Here is a 13,290-nt window from a genome sequence, read left to right as displayed (position 1 = left end):
AACGCGCGCCGGACCGACGGCAGCCGGGCCGTCTGCCCCACCAGGGGATCGTCCGTCGGCACATCGGACCGGGGCAAAAAATGGCCCCTCGAATGGAGTCGGTGCGGAAGCGTAGCCGGAAGGGAGTGGCGTGAAGAATCGGTTCGCGGGCGGGTGCGCGTCGTGCTCGGTGTGGGTGTCGGCGGGCGGCGGGTTTCTCGGCAAGGGCCTCGACGGAGGCCGGGAAGTGCGGTGCGCGACCTGCCGGTACGTGGATGAGCGTGCTATGGCCGACGACTTCGACCCGGAGGCCATCGAGTTGCCGACGGTGCCGTCGCCCGGCAGCGCAACCACCGTGACCCTGCGCGTCCTCACGCTGAGCCGGGCATGCTGGTCCTGCGGAAAGGACACGGTGTGTCTGAGCGGCCTTTACCCGCAGCGTCCCGCTCGCGGCTACGTCGGGCTGTTCACCACGGACAACGCCAAGACGATGACGCTGGTGCGGCGGCTGCTCCAGCATCACGGCCACGCGGCTCTGGCCGCGACCGTCAAGAGCCGCTACAGCAGGACCATGCACGAGCGGCAGTTGTCCAACGGCTGCGGTCACTGCGACGCGCTGCAGGGCAACTTCCCCGTCCACGACGCGCAATGGGCCGCGTCGCCGCGGCTGGCGTGGATGGGCTGGACACGTTGCTGGTCGCGGCTTGCCCGGTGCTGGAGTGGCAGACCATCGTCCACGACAACAGCGGCGGCGTGATGGCGATCTGAGCTCACACGAGAGAACCCCCTGGTCAGCTCCACTCTCATTTCCCATGCCCCAGAATGGCCTCGATTAGATATTTATCAAATTGACAGTGGTCAGGTCGGAGGGCACGTCAAGTCTCATCTTCAGCGGCGGCTCTCAACACGGTCAACAAGCGCTTCCCGAACGGCACAACCGCGGTGCACGACCTCACGCTTGAGATGCCGGAAGGCGGCGTGACCGTCCTCGTCGGATCTTCCGGTTGCGGCAAGACGACAACGCTCCGCATGATCAACCGGATGGTCGATCCGACCTCCGGGACGATCAGGGTCAACGGCAAGGACGTCCTGGAGCAGGACGCCGCCGAGCTGCGCCGCTCCATCGGCTACGTGATCCAGCAGTCCGGGCTCTTCCCCCACCGCACGGTCCTCGACAACATCGCGACCGTGCCGCTGCTGCTCGGCTGGGGCCGGAAGAAGGCGCGGGCGCGGGCGGCGGAACCCCTGGAGACGGTGGGCCTCTCCGCCGACGCCGGGAAGCGCTACCCGCACCAGCTCTCCGGCGGCCAGCAGTAACGGGTCGGCGTGGCGCGGGCACTCGCCGCAGACCCGCCGGTACTCCTGATGGACGAGCCGTTCGGCGCCGTCGACCCCGTGGTGCGCACCTAGCTCCAGGATGACCTACTGCGTCTCCAGCGGGAGTTGAACAAGACCATCGTCTTCGTCACGCACGACATAGACGAGGCCGTCCGGCTCGGGGACCGCATAGCCGTCTTCCGTACCGGCGGCCATCTCGTCCAGTGCGCCGGCCCCGCCGAGCTGCTGGCCCGCCCCGCGGACGCGTTCGTCGCGGACTTCCTCGGCGCGGAGCGCGGTCTGAAGCTGCTGTCGCTGACCGCGCTGACGGAGGTCACCCAGGGCCCCGCCCCCAAGGGCACCCGCTGGCAGCTGACCCTCGACGCCGCCCGCAAGCCCTTGACGTGGCGCGACACCGAGAGCGAGGCGGAGACCCCGGTCCGGCCGCTGCGCGACACGGACTCGCTCCTCGCGGCCCTCAACGAATCGATCGCCGCGCCGAGCGGACTGGTCGCCCGGGTCGACGCGGAGGGCGCTCTCACGGGTGTGACGTCCCGCGAGGACATCCACGACCACGCGGGGCGCGTCCACAGCGCGGCGAGCACGGTGGGCGCATGAGCATCGACTGGTCGTGGATATCCGACCACTCCGGTGATCTCACCACCCTGGCCGTCTCCCACCTCCAGGCCGCCCTCACCGCCGTACTCCTGGGCCTGGTCGTATCGCTCCCGCTGGCCGTACTCGCACACCGGGTGCGCCGGCTGCGCGGACTGCTCCTCGCCCTTCCGGTGATCATGGCGGACGTGCGGATCGCGACGGTCATGGCCATCTCGCTGGTCTCCGTGGCCACGTACATCGGGGACGGCGGGCTGGGCCAGCTCTTCACGGACGGCTTCCAGCGCAACTTCCCCACCCCCGTCATCGTCGGCGTCGTCCTGACCCTGCTCCTCGCGGTCGTCGCGGACGCGGTGCTCGTCGCCCTCCAGTACGTCCTGACTCCATGGACCCGCCGGCAGAAGCAGGGGGCATGAGCGCTCATGTACGAACTCTTCAGGAACCTCGGCGCCTGGCTGGTCAGCGGTGAGCAGTGGACCGGTCCCGACGGCATCGGGCACCGCCTCGTGGAACACCTCCAGTACTCAACTCTCGCCACCCTGATCGCCGCCGCGATCGCGCTGCCGGTCGGCCTGCTCATCGGGCACACCGGGCGCGGCGCCTTCCTCGCGATCAACCTCTCCAGCTTCGGGCGCGCACTGCCCACGGTCGGACTCGTCGTGCTGGTCTTCCTCGCCGGCGGCCTCTCGATGTGGCCGGTCTACATCGCCCTCGTGGCGCTCGCCGTGCCCTCCATCGTCACCAACACCTACGCCGGGATGACCGCCGTGGACCCGGAGGTCAGGGACGCCGCGCGCGGCCAGGGGATGCGCTGGCACCAAGTGCTCCTCCAGGTGGAACTGCCCCTCGCGATGCCGCTGATCATGACCGGGCTCAGACTCGCCCTCACCCAGGTCGTCGCGACCGCCGCCATCGCCGCGTACGTCTCCTTCGGCGGGCTCGGCCGGTACGTCTTCGACGGGCTCGCCCAGCGCGACCTCGTACAGGTACTGGGCGGAGCCGTGCTCGTGGCGGTCGTCGCCGTCGTCCTGGACCTCGCGCTCTCCACCCTGCAACGCGTCCTCTTCCGCCCCCATCGCCTCAAGGGCATGGGAGACACCCCCTCCCACCCCGCCAAGTCGGCCCAGGAGCACACACGATGAACCGCAGAAACCTCCTCCGAGAACCAGGTCCTCGGGTACCTGTACGCCGCCGCGCTCGGAGCGGCCGGTGTGAAGACCAAGGTCCGCCCCAACCTCGGCACCCGCGAGATCCTCATCCCGGCCCTCAAGGGCGGCGACATCGATCTCCTGCCCGAGTACCAGGGCGCCCTGCTGCACTACCTCGACACCAAGTCGACGGCCGCGGAGGAGGGCGAGATGCAGAACGCCCTCGCCGTGGCGCTGCCCGCCGGACTGCAGATCCTGCCGTACGGGCGCGCCGAGGGCTCCGACGCGTTCGTCGTCACCCGGGAGACCGCCGCCGAGTACGGTCTCAAGTCGCTCGCGGACCTCGCCCGGCACAACGGCAAGCTCGTCATCGGCGCGGCGCCAGAGGTCAAGAAGCGCGCGGTCGGCGCGGTGGGCCTCAAGGACGTGTACGGCGTGGAGTTCGAGGAGTTCAAGTCCCTCGACTCCTCGGGGCCGCTGGTCAAGGGCGCCCTGAAGAAGGGGGACGTGGACGTCGCGAACCTCTTCACCACCGACACCGACATCGCGGCCGAGCACTGGGTCGTGCTCACCGACCCCAAGAACCTGGTCCCGGGCCGGCACGTCGTCCCGCTCATCGCGGACCGCAAGGCCGACTCGACGGTCCGCAAGGCGCTCGCCCGGCTCGGCAACGCGCTGACGACCGAGGACCTCACCGAGCTGAACCGGCTGGTGGACAAGGACAAGAAGGACCCGGAGGACGTCGCGGGCGACTGGGCGGCGCGGCACGGAATCAAGTAGCACCCACCGCCGGACCGCACGGCGGGACACATCAACGAGAGGCCGGGGAACCGAGTCATGGCAGCTGAAGACCTGGTGGAGCGGCGCTCCATCGACGTCGTCCCGGACGGCGAACGGCACGGAACCGCGTTCAGTCAGTTCACCCTCTGGCTCGGCGCGAACCTCCAGATCACCGCGGTCGTCACCGGCGCGCTCGCCGTCGTCTTCGGCGGCGACGTGGTGTGGTCGCTGGCCGGCCTCCTGCTGGGCAATCTGCTCGGCGGCGCCGTCATGGCCCTGCACTCCGCGCAGGGACCGAAGCTCGGTCTGCCGCAGATGATCCAGTCCCGCGCCCAGTTCGGGGTGCGCGGCGCGGTCGTCCCCCTCCTCCTGGTCGTCCTGATGTACGTGGGATTCTTCGCGAGCGGCAGCGTCCTCGCCGGACAGGCCACGGCCGAGCTGACGCACCCGAACGACACCACCGGCATCATCGTCTTCGCGCTGGTCACCGGGGTGGTGGCGGCGGTCGGCTACCGGGTGATCCACGCCCTGGGGCGGGTGGCGAGCGTGGTCTGCGCGCTGGCGTTCATCTACCTGGGTATCCGGCTCCTGGACCGCGTGGACCTGTCGGCACTGCTCGGCGACGCGCACTTCGGTCTGCCGATGTTCCTGCTCGCGGTGTCGCTCTCGGCGTCCTGGCAGCTCGCCTTCGGGCCGTACGTCGCGGACTACTCGCGCTATCTGCCGCGCGCGACGTCCGGCCGGGCCACGTTCTGGTGGACCCTGTCGGGGTCGGCCGTCGGCTCGCAGTGGTCGATGACGTTCGGGGTGCTGGTGGCGGCGAGCGCGGGGGACGCCTTCCTCTCCAACCAGGTCGGATACGTGGTCGGCCTGGGCGGTGCGGGCCTGATCGCGTCGTTCCTGTACTTCGTGATCGCGTTCGGCAAGCTGACCATCAACGTGCTGAACACGTACGGCGGTTTCATGTCGATGGTGACCGGCGTCAGCGGATTCCGGGGCCAGAAGACGCTCTCGCAGCGCGGCAGGGCCGTCTACATCGCGGTGATCATGGTGGCGGGAACGGCGGTGGCGCTCCTGGGCAAGGACAGCTTCCTGACGTCCTTCAAGGACTTCCCGCTGTTCCTGCTGACGTTCTTCACGCCGTGGTCCGCGATCAACCTGGTCGACTACTACCTGATCTCGCGGGAGCGGTACGACATTCCGGCGCTCTCCGACCCCGGGGGCCGCTACGGGGCATGGCGCTGGGACGCCCTCACGGTCTACGGGGCGGGCGTCCTCGCCCAGCTCCCGTTCCTCGCGACGAACTTCTACACGGGGCCGCTGGTGGATCCGCTGGGCGGCGCGGACATCTCCTGGATCGTGGGCCTGGTGATCCCGGCGGCCCTGTACTGGCTGCTGGCCCGCCGGGACACGTCCCATATCCCCGGGGTGACGCGGTACACCATGGCGCCTCCCCGGTGGCAGCGGTCCCGCGGCGTCGGGCGATCACGGGGACGGTCTCTGCGCGGCTGCCGGCCCAGTCGGTGCGGCACGAGCGTCAGGCTCCGCATGAACTGCGGCAGGGGCGCTGCGCCCGGAAACCGGACCGCGTGAAGTCAGCGCAGTTCGATCCGCACCCGGCGCCGCCCCCGGAGGCCGGCGGGGACCGTGGTGCGGTGGTGTCCGTCGACGGTGGACGAGACCACCCGGCGGCCGGAGCCGGTGAGGGTGATGTCCAGGGTCATGCCGCGGTAGGGCAGGCCGTGCAGGGTCACCGGACCCCAGCCGGGCGGCAGGTTCGGGGCGAACCGGATCCCGTCCCGCTCGTGCCGGATGCCGAACACGCCCTGGTGGATGAGGCGCAGGTAGCCCGTCGCGGACCAGGTCTGGTCCGGTTCCGAGCCCCACTGGCGCGCGTTCTGCCAGCCGCCGTCCACCTCGCCGGTGAGTGCGTTGTGGATCTCCCAGAAGTGGCCGTCCCGGTGTTCGAGGGTGGCGATGTCCGTGACCGCGCGGGCCAGCAGGTCCGTCCGGCCGCCGGCCGCGGCCGCGTGCCCCCACATCCCGACCGTCATCGGCCACACGATCGCATTGTGGCGGCCGGGATGCTGGTCGTCGAAGCGTGCGAAGTGCGGCCATACGTTGACCACGCCGTGCGGTTCGTGATGGGTGCGGTCCAGGACCGTACGCGCCTGGCTCTCCGAGGCCACCCCGCACAGCACCGCGAAGGCGAGGCCGTTGGCCTCCTCATACGTCTCCAGCCGGCCGGCCCGCTCGCCCTCGCCGTGGATGAAGTAGCCGTAGGTTCCGGCGGCGGGCCGCCAGAGGTGGGCGTTGATCGCGGTGCGCAGCCGAGCGGCGGCCAGCCGGAACTCCCGCGCGGTGCGCCGGTCGCCGATCTCCTGCGCCATCGCGGCGGTGGCGAGATACCCGGCGTGGAAGAGGCAGTTGGTGGACAGGCACATCATCTTGTCCGTGCCCGGGTGGTCGAGCACGAACGAGGAGGGGTTGTCCGGATCTGCGGGCGGGGCGGGGTAGCCGGCGATGCCGTCCTGGAGGAACGCGGGGCCCCCGAAGAGCCCGTAGCGTTCGTTGTGGTGCTGAGCGCGGTCGGCCCGCAGGGTGTTGACGGCGCTCTGGAAGGCATCGGTGAGGAACGCGCGGTCCCCGGTGACGAGGTAGTGGTGCCAGGCCGCGACCGCCCACACGATCTGGTCCCACCACTGGTTGTCCTGCTGCACGATCAGCGTGCCGTCGTCCTGCCGACGGCACACCGCCCACAGGGTGTTGCGTGCCACCTGCGGCGTCAGAAGGCTGGCGGCGTTCCAGGAGTTGACCGACGCGTCGCGGGTCCACGGCTGCTCGTATCCGCCGCCCGCCCGGATGAACGTACCGGGTGAGTCCGTCATCAGACCGGTCTGGTTGTACTCCGCCGGGTCGTACGGGACGGTGTTGATGTCCAGCAGGTTGTGGCACGCGGACCGGTAGGCGGCGCCCAGGAGTTGGTCCTGTCCGCCGCCGAACTCGATGCCGGGCGGCCCGGCCGCCGTGCGCGCGGCCGCGTGACCGGGCGACGCGTTGGCCACCTGGGCGGCGGCCAGACCGAGTACGGCGCCCGCCTGGAGCAGCCGCCGTCGTGGAAGTCCACCCTGGCGCTCGTGCGATTGCATGAGATCTCCCGCCCTGGACAACGTTGTCAGAGGTGTTCGGGACGGATACTCGCCCACCGCGGAAAGCGCTGTCAATGAGGTGCGGGAAGGCTGCTACTCAGGGCCTGGCCCCGTCCGGCCCCGGCTTCCCGGACCGCCTCACGCCCGCAGGCGGCCCGCCGCCTCCGGGGTGAGATGCCGGGCGAGCACGTCGACGGCCTCCGCGACCTCGCGCAGCCGCTCGGGGTCGTCCGTGCCGAGTGCGGTGGCCAGCGCGTCGTCGATACGGGACGCCCGGACCTCTGACACCCGCTCCGACGTGCGGGGCGCCGGGCGGATCAACTGCCTTCTGCCGTCGGCCGGATCGGGTGCGGTCACGATCGAACCCGCGTCCTTCAACCGGGCCACGGCTCCGGACACCTGGCTCTGAGGCAGACCCGTACGCACCGCGATCGCGCTCACCGAGGTGTCCGGGTGGCCGAGGAGGTCGCTCAGTACGACGAGGGCGGCGCGGGTGCCGGCCCGGTGGGTGTCGGCACCCGGCGGCAGCTCGGGAAGCGCCTCCTCCCCGATCTTCATGAGGGTCCGGCCGAGGAGGAACAGCTGGACCGGGGTCGTCGAGGAACTCATGGCCCGCACCCTACGCCAGACCCATCACTACCGATGTATCGCCAACGATGCGTCGCCGTGAACGCGGCGGGCGGACTGAGCCGTGAACGCGCGGAGACCGGCGCACACCGGCCGGCCGGCGGTCAGGGACGGACGGGAACCCTGTGGAACTCCCGTCGCAGAGCCACGAATCCGCGTTCCGCCCGGTCCGGGTGGACGCGGTTGGTCAGCAGGATCGCGTAACGCGCCACCTCCGGGTCGATCCACAGGCTGGTGCCGGTGAATCCGGTGTGCCCGTACGAGGCGGGCCCGAAGGTGTCGCCCACCGGTGACGTGTGCGGATCCGTCCCCTGCCAGGCCAGGGCGCGGCGCAGGTTCAGGTGGTCGGTGCGGGGTGCGGTCATCAGCGCGAGGGTGTCCGGTGCGAGCAGCGCCGGGCCGCCGCCGAGCAGGGAGCGCGCGAGCCGTTCCAGGTCGGTGAGGGTGGCGAAGAGACCGGCGTGGCCCGCGACGCCGCCGAGCACGACGGCGTTCTCGTCGTGCACCTCGCCGGTCACGATCCGGCCGCGCCAGGGGCAGTCCTCGGTGGCCACCGCACGGGCCCGCCGTCCGGGGCCGGGCCGGAAGCACAGGTCCGTGAGTCCGAGCGGCGTGCTGACGAACTCCGTCACCAGCGCGTCCAGGCCCCGGCCCGTGGCCTGTTCCGCGATCAGGCCGAGCAGCATGAACCCCTGGGACGAGTACGCAACGTGCGTGCCGGGTCCGGCGGTGCGCTCCAGTGTCCCGAGCGCGGTGAGCAGCGATTCGCGGGTGGGGTGCTCGCGGTAGAGGGGGACGCCGCCGGGCAGTCCCGAGGTGTGGTCGAGGAGTTGGGCGAGGGTGCGGGCGGCGTGCGGGCTGTCGCGGTACCGGTCCAGGTGGTGGCCCACGGTGTCGTCGAGGCCGAGTACGCCCCGCTCGACGAGTGCCATGACGACGAGGCCCACGATCGGCTTGGTCACCGAGGCGAGGTCCCACAGGTCGGTGCCGTCCAGCGGGGCCCCACCGTCGGCCCGGGTGCCGGTCCAGCCCCGGTCGTACGGCCCGTCCGCGTCCCCCAGGGACCAGGCGGCGCCGGAGTACAGGCCGCGCGCCCGCCCCTGTTCGAGGAGGTGCCGGCGTGCGGTGGTGTGCTGAGTGCTCATCGGTTCCGTCCCGTCCCCTGGTACGGCTCCGCCACCAGGCCGAGCCGCGCTCCCGGTTGTGCGGCCAGGCCCGCGGAGACCGCGGCCGCTGCGGAGCGCACCATCGGCCCGTACAGGTGCGCGGCCGCCTCGTCGAAGGTGAAGGCGAGGCCGGTGAGGACGAGCACGCCCACCGGACGGTCCGCGGCGTCGCGGACCGGGGCGGCGAGCGCGCGGCGGTCCCGCCAGGGGTCGGCGCTGTCGAAGGCATAGCCGTCGCGGGCGGCGGCGGCCAGCGCGGTGCGTGTCGCCTCGTCGGCGGGAACGCCGTCCGGGCCGGTCAGCAGGGCTTCGGCGTCCTCGCCGGGAAGGGCCGCCAGCAGGGCGAGCCCAGCGGCGCCCGCGGTGACGGACTCACGCGTTCCGGGGCGCAGGTCGAGGGCGGGCCCATGGGCGGGCGCGTGGACGCGCAGGTGGACCAGGGCCCTGTCGTCGCGCACCGCGTGGGAGGCGAACAGGCCGGTGCGGACGCGGAGTTCCTCCAGGACGGGGCCGGCCCGGCGGGTAGCCGCGTCGTCGGCGAGGACGCCCGCGGCGAGTCCGAGGAGGCGGGGCCCGGGGCGGTAGCTGCCGCCCGCGGCCGGTTCGGCGTAGCCACTGGCCGCGAGAGCGCGCAGCAGGCGGTGCACGGTGGGTTTGGCGAGGCCCGTGTGGCGGGCGTCAAGCGGTTCGCGCTGCGCGCCGAGGTGACCGCGGCGGCCTGCTCGTACTGGACGCTCACCGACACCGGGGAGCCCGGGGAGGGCCCCGAGGGGGACGGGGACAGCGTGCTGATCCCCGGGCACGCCGGCTGGTTCGAGACCTCGCTGATGCTGGCCGCCCGGCCCGAGCTGGTGCGGACGGAGCGGGCCGGCCGCGAGCCCGTCGACCCGCCGCCGCTGTTCGACAAGCCGCCCTACCCCGGTCTGACCGTGGAGCGGCACGGCGAGTGGGAGCGGGTGGGCGGCTCCACCGACGACGCGTCCGGAGCCGACGCGGGGAGCGGGGCCCGACTGCTGAAGCGCCGGGCCCTCGGCCTGGCGCGCGCGGTACTCGCCTTCGACGCCGCCACCCGCCCCACCGCGTGACCCGCCCACGAGCTGCCCCCACCGAGAGGAACCCGCACCCCATGAAGATCACCGAGGTCGACGTCCAGGTCGTCAACCTTCCCCTGGTCAACCCGTTCACCAGCTCGTTCGAGACGAAGACCGGGGAGACGCGCACCGTGGTGCGCATCAGGACCGACTCCGGCGTCGAGGGGTGGGGCGAGACGATGTGGGGCAAGCCCGTCGCCGCGATCGTCCGCGACCTCGCGGCGGACCTGATCGGGACGAGCCCGTTCGCCCTGGAGTCCTTCCACCACCGCCACCACATGGTGCCGTTCTTCTACGGCTACCTCGGCTACGCGGCGCTCGCCGCGCTCGACGTCGCCTGCTGGGACGCCATGGGCAAGGCCACCGGCCAGTCGGTGACCGACCTGCTGGGCGGCCGGGTCCGCGACGAGGTGCCGCTGACCGCGCTGATCACGCGTGCCGACGCGCCCGGCGCCCTCCCCTCGGAGCTGCCGGGCGCGCTGGCCGACCACACCGTGCGGGTGGTGGCGGAGGGCGGATTCACGGCCGTGAAGCTCAAGGGCACCAAGGACGTGGAGGGCGACGTCGCCATCCTGCGTGCCGTGCGCGAGGCGCTGCCGGACGTGAACCTGCGCGTCGACCCGAACGCGGCCTGGTCGGTGCCGGACTCGGTCCGGGCCGGCATCGCCCTGGAGGAGCTGGACCCGGAGTACCTGGAGGACCCGTGTGTCGGGATCGAGGGCATGAGCCAGGTCCGGCAGAAGGTCCGTATCCCGCTGTGCACCAACATGTGCGTGGTGCGCTTCGAGGACTTCGCGCCGGCGATGCGGCTGAACGCCGTCGACGTGATCCACGGTGACGTGTACAAGTGGGGCGGCATCGCCCCGACGAAGGCACTGGCCGCGCACTGCGAGACGTTCGGGCTCGGCATGAACCTGCACAGCGGTGGCGAGCTCGGCATCGCGACGGCGGCGCACCTCGCGGTGGTTGCCTCCACGCCGGTGCTGTCGCGCGCCATCGACTCCATGTACTACCTGCACGCGGACGACATCATCGAGCCGCTGACGCTGGAGAACGGCCGGCTGCAGGTGCCGGACGGACCCGGGCTGGGCGTCATCGTCGACGAGGACAAGCTGCGCCACTACGCGGGCGTCAACGAGCGCGAGGGGGACCTGACCCGATGAGTACCGCTCCCCGGCCCGCCTCGGCCCCCCGTCAAGCGCGCCGTGCACAGCGACCGCACGCCTCCGCCGGCCGGCGGCTACAGCAAGGCGATCGCCGCCGGTCCGTATCTGTTCACCTCGGGCCTGGGTCCCCAGGACCCGGACACCGGGGCGGTGGCCGACACCGTCCAGGAACAGACCCGCCAGGTCCTGGCGAACCTGCGCGCCCTGCTCCGGGCGGACGGACTCGACCTGGACGACGTGGTGAAGACGACGGTCCACCTCCAGCACCTGCACCGGGACTTCGCGGCGTACGACGAGGTCTACCGGGAGCACTTCAGCGATCCGCGCCCGGTGCGCACCACCGTCGGCTCGGAGCTGATGGACATCCTCGTGGAGATCGACGTGGCGGCACTGCGGCGCGACCCGGCCGCCTGACCGGACGCCGAGGAGAGACAGGGAGGGAGCGGGGCCGTCCTCGGCGGCGGCCCCTCCCTGTCTCTGAGTGGTTCATGCCATCCTGCCGCCGAACTCCCTTAGGCAAGCGGCCGGCTCACTAATCCCGATTCGGCCAAGCCCTATTCACGTCCTGCGGAACCTCCCACTGAAAAGCCCCCTCTGTTAACGAAGGCTTTAACATTGTTCTGGCAGGTCAGGACGGCAGAATCCGCGTAAAACGGATAACCGCAAGATTGGGACTCCCCAATCGGCACATCGTGGGCTTAACTTAGGTGGCATGACCTCCCCTCGCTCCACCTACGGTGGTGGCTACTACGCCGCGCCGTCGTTCCCCGACACTCCGATCTACGACTCCCTCGTCGCGGAGCGGGGCACCCCTCAGATCGCGCCGATCCGAGTGCCTGCCGCCTACGACACCGGCAGCAGCTATCTGCCGGCGCTCCCGTCGGCTCTGCCCGCCCTTCCGTCGGCGCCTTCCCAGCCGGCTCCGTCGTACGGCTACCCGCAGCCGGCCGCGCAGCAGGGCTACGCGCCGATGCAGCCGGCCCACTTGCAGCACGCCCCGGCGCCGTACATCCCGCAGCAGCCGGCCGCGAGCCGGGGCGGCTACCAGTCGCCGCCGCAACAGCAGCAGCCGCGGCCCGCGCCGGGCACCGGCTACGAGTCGATGCGCCCGGCGTCGCCGCGTCCGGTTCCCGCTCAGTCGCCGTACGAGGACCCGTACAACCGCCCGTACCAGGGCCGGGGGTACTAGGGCCCGCGGTACCGGGACCTGGGGACGTCGAGGGCGTCCTGAAGGGGTAACGCGGCGCAGGCGGCGTGCTGTCGGCGGCTGCTGGCAGAATGGGCGCATGCGCCCTGCCGTACCCCGTGCCGTCCACAGCCGCCCGTCCAAAGTGCCGACGGCACCGGCGGCCGGCGAGAGTGCGGTCGAGCCATGGGGACTCGACGGCGGCTCCCGCCGGATGCCCGTGACGAACCGTCCCCCATCGACGGGAACTCCCGGAGCGGGCCGGTGCGTTGGGCGGGGTGAGGTTGCTCTCTCCCGGTCGCTCCGGCGCGCGGACCGCACCGTATCGGGTTAAGACGGATACGGAAGGGGGTGCAGGACTGTGCGGGCACTTTGGGGAGTCTGGCGTTGGCGGCACAACCCTCTGCGCCGTGCCACGGACCGGCACGAGGCGTGGGTGGCCCTGGTCGCGTTCGTGCTGCTCGTGCTCGCGGCGCCGGCGTCCGGCTGGCTGTCCGGTTCACGCGTCGACAGCGCGTTGCAGGAATCCGTGCGGGCCCAGCAGACGCGGACCCATCTCACCACCGCCGTCATGGTGCGCCGCTCCACGGCTTCACGGCGCTTCGCCGCCGACCCGGAGAGCTCCACCGACCGCGCGGCCATGACCACGGTGCTGGCCCGCTGGCACGCACCGGACGGCACGGCCCGCAGCGCCACGGTGACGACCTCCTCGCGCGACACCGCTCCGGGGGCCCGGATCAGAATCTGGACCGACCCCGAGGGGCATCCCACCCTGCGCCCCATGGACGCGCCGACGGCACACACCCACGCCGTGCTCGCCGGGCTCGGTGCCACGATGCTCGCCGCCCTGCTGATCGAGGCCGGACGCCGGCTGATCGTCTGGCGCATGGTCCGGCAGCGGTACGAGCGGCTCGACCGGGCCTGGGCCAAGGCCGGTCCGGACTGGGGCAGGACCGGTACCGGCATCTGAGCCGGGTCCGTCCCGCCCGGCAGGCTTTGCCCGTCACGGCAGCGCGAGGCTGCCCATCAGGTCAACTCCCGCCCTCCGCGCGCGCTACGGTGGACC

At 71.7% G+C, this 13,290-nt stretch carries 12 protein-coding genes and 3 pseudogenes; 11 read left to right on the top strand and 4 right to left on the bottom strand.

The features are described from left to right. Positions 1-265: 265 nt before the first annotated feature. The 6 genes and pseudogenes from RLT59_RS36240 (at position 266) to RLT59_RS36215 (ending at position 5,432) form a co-directional block, all read left to right on the top strand. A complete protein-coding gene (locus tag RLT59_RS36240; protein ID WP_311307310.1) occupies positions 266-736 on the top strand; it encodes a hypothetical protein in 471 nt (156 codons plus the stop codon). A 185-nt stretch (positions 737-921) separates the two neighbouring features. Then, positions 922-1,914: pseudogene (locus RLT59_RS36235) on the top strand (ABC transporter ATP-binding protein). Next, positions 1,911-2,327, top strand: coding sequence for an ABC transporter permease family protein (locus RLT59_RS36230; protein ID WP_311307309.1), 417 nt, complete (start codon positions 1,911-1,913; stop codon positions 2,325-2,327). The pseudogene RLT59_RS36235 and the gene RLT59_RS36230 overlap by 4 nt, the downstream one beginning before the upstream one ends. A 6-nt stretch (positions 2,328-2,333) precedes the next feature. Beyond that, positions 2,334-3,053, top strand: coding sequence for an ABC transporter permease (locus tag RLT59_RS36225; RefSeq protein ID WP_311307308.1), 720 nt, complete (start codon positions 2,334-2,336; stop codon positions 3,051-3,053). A gap of 15 nt (positions 3,054-3,068) precedes the next feature. Beyond that, positions 3,069-3,839, top strand: a pseudogene (locus tag RLT59_RS36220) (ABC transporter substrate-binding protein); the annotation flags it as partial. Positions 3,840-3,896: 57 nt separating this feature from the next. After that, positions 3,897-5,432: a purine-cytosine permease family protein gene (locus RLT59_RS36215; RefSeq protein WP_311307307.1), complete on the top strand. Its 1,536-nt coding sequence runs from the start codon at positions 3,897-3,899 to the stop codon at positions 5,430-5,432. A 2-nt stretch (positions 5,433-5,434) separates the two neighbouring features. Here RLT59_RS36215 and RLT59_RS36210 read toward each other — a convergent pair whose 3' ends face one another. The 4 genes from RLT59_RS36210 to RLT59_RS36195 form a co-directional block, all read right to left on the bottom strand. Further along, positions 5,435-6,988, bottom strand: a complete 1,554-nt coding sequence (locus RLT59_RS36210) for an MGH1-like glycoside hydrolase domain-containing protein (protein WP_311307306.1) — start codon at positions 6,986-6,988, stop codon at positions 5,435-5,437. Between the two features lie 138 nt (positions 6,989-7,126). Continuing rightward, the gene (locus tag RLT59_RS36205; RefSeq protein WP_311307305.1) at positions 7,127-7,597 is read right to left on the bottom strand and encodes a MarR family winged helix-turn-helix transcriptional regulator; all 471 of its coding nucleotides are present in this window, start codon (positions 7,595-7,597) and stop codon (positions 7,127-7,129) included. 122 nt (positions 7,598-7,719) lie between these two features. Then, on the bottom strand, positions 7,720-8,760 hold the full coding sequence (locus RLT59_RS36200; protein WP_311307304.1) for a serine hydrolase domain-containing protein: 1,041 nt from the start codon (positions 8,758-8,760) through the stop codon (positions 7,720-7,722). Next, the gene (locus RLT59_RS36195; RefSeq protein WP_311307303.1) at positions 8,757-9,428 is read right to left on the bottom strand and encodes an IclR family transcriptional regulator domain-containing protein; all 672 of its coding nucleotides are present in this window, start codon (positions 9,426-9,428) and stop codon (positions 8,757-8,759) included. The genes RLT59_RS36200 and RLT59_RS36195 overlap by 4 nt, the downstream gene beginning before the upstream one ends. On the opposite strand from RLT59_RS36195, the pseudogene RLT59_RS36190 reads away from it, so the two are divergent. The 5 genes and pseudogenes from RLT59_RS36190 to RLT59_RS36170 all read left to right on the top strand — a co-directional run. Further along, a pseudogene (locus tag RLT59_RS36190) lies at positions 9,426-9,866 on the top strand (creatininase family protein); the annotation flags it as partial. The gene RLT59_RS36195 and the pseudogene RLT59_RS36190 overlap by 3 nt on opposite strands. Before the next feature lie 41 nt (positions 9,867-9,907). Next, positions 9,908-11,035 carry a mandelate racemase/muconate lactonizing enzyme family protein gene (locus RLT59_RS36185; protein WP_311307302.1) on the top strand — a complete coding sequence of 376 codons (1,128 nt, stop codon included), beginning with the start codon at positions 9,908-9,910 and terminating at the stop codon, positions 11,033-11,035. A gap of 42 nt (positions 11,036-11,077) precedes the next feature. Further along, positions 11,078-11,452, top strand: a complete 375-nt coding sequence (locus RLT59_RS36180; RefSeq protein ID WP_311307301.1) for a RidA family protein — start codon at positions 11,078-11,080, stop codon at positions 11,450-11,452. A 298-nt stretch (positions 11,453-11,750) separates the two neighbouring features. Beyond that, the gene (locus RLT59_RS36175; RefSeq protein WP_311307300.1) at positions 11,751-12,227 is read left to right on the top strand and encodes a DUF6643 family protein; all 477 of its coding nucleotides are present in this window, start codon (positions 11,751-11,753) and stop codon (positions 12,225-12,227) included. Positions 12,228-12,585: 358 nt separating this feature from the next. Next, positions 12,586-13,194: an Rv1733c family protein gene (locus RLT59_RS36170; RefSeq protein WP_311307299.1), complete on the top strand. Its 609-nt coding sequence runs from the start codon at positions 12,586-12,588 to the stop codon at positions 13,192-13,194. The last annotated feature ends 96 nt before the right edge of the window (positions 13,195-13,290 follow it).

The organism is Streptomyces sp. ITFR-6, from assembly GCF_031844725.1.
GTDB lineage: Bacteria > Actinomycetota > Actinomycetes > Streptomycetales > Streptomycetaceae > Streptomyces.
Note: the sequence above shows the minus strand (reverse complement) of the source record. Positions and strands in the feature narration are given on the sequence as shown.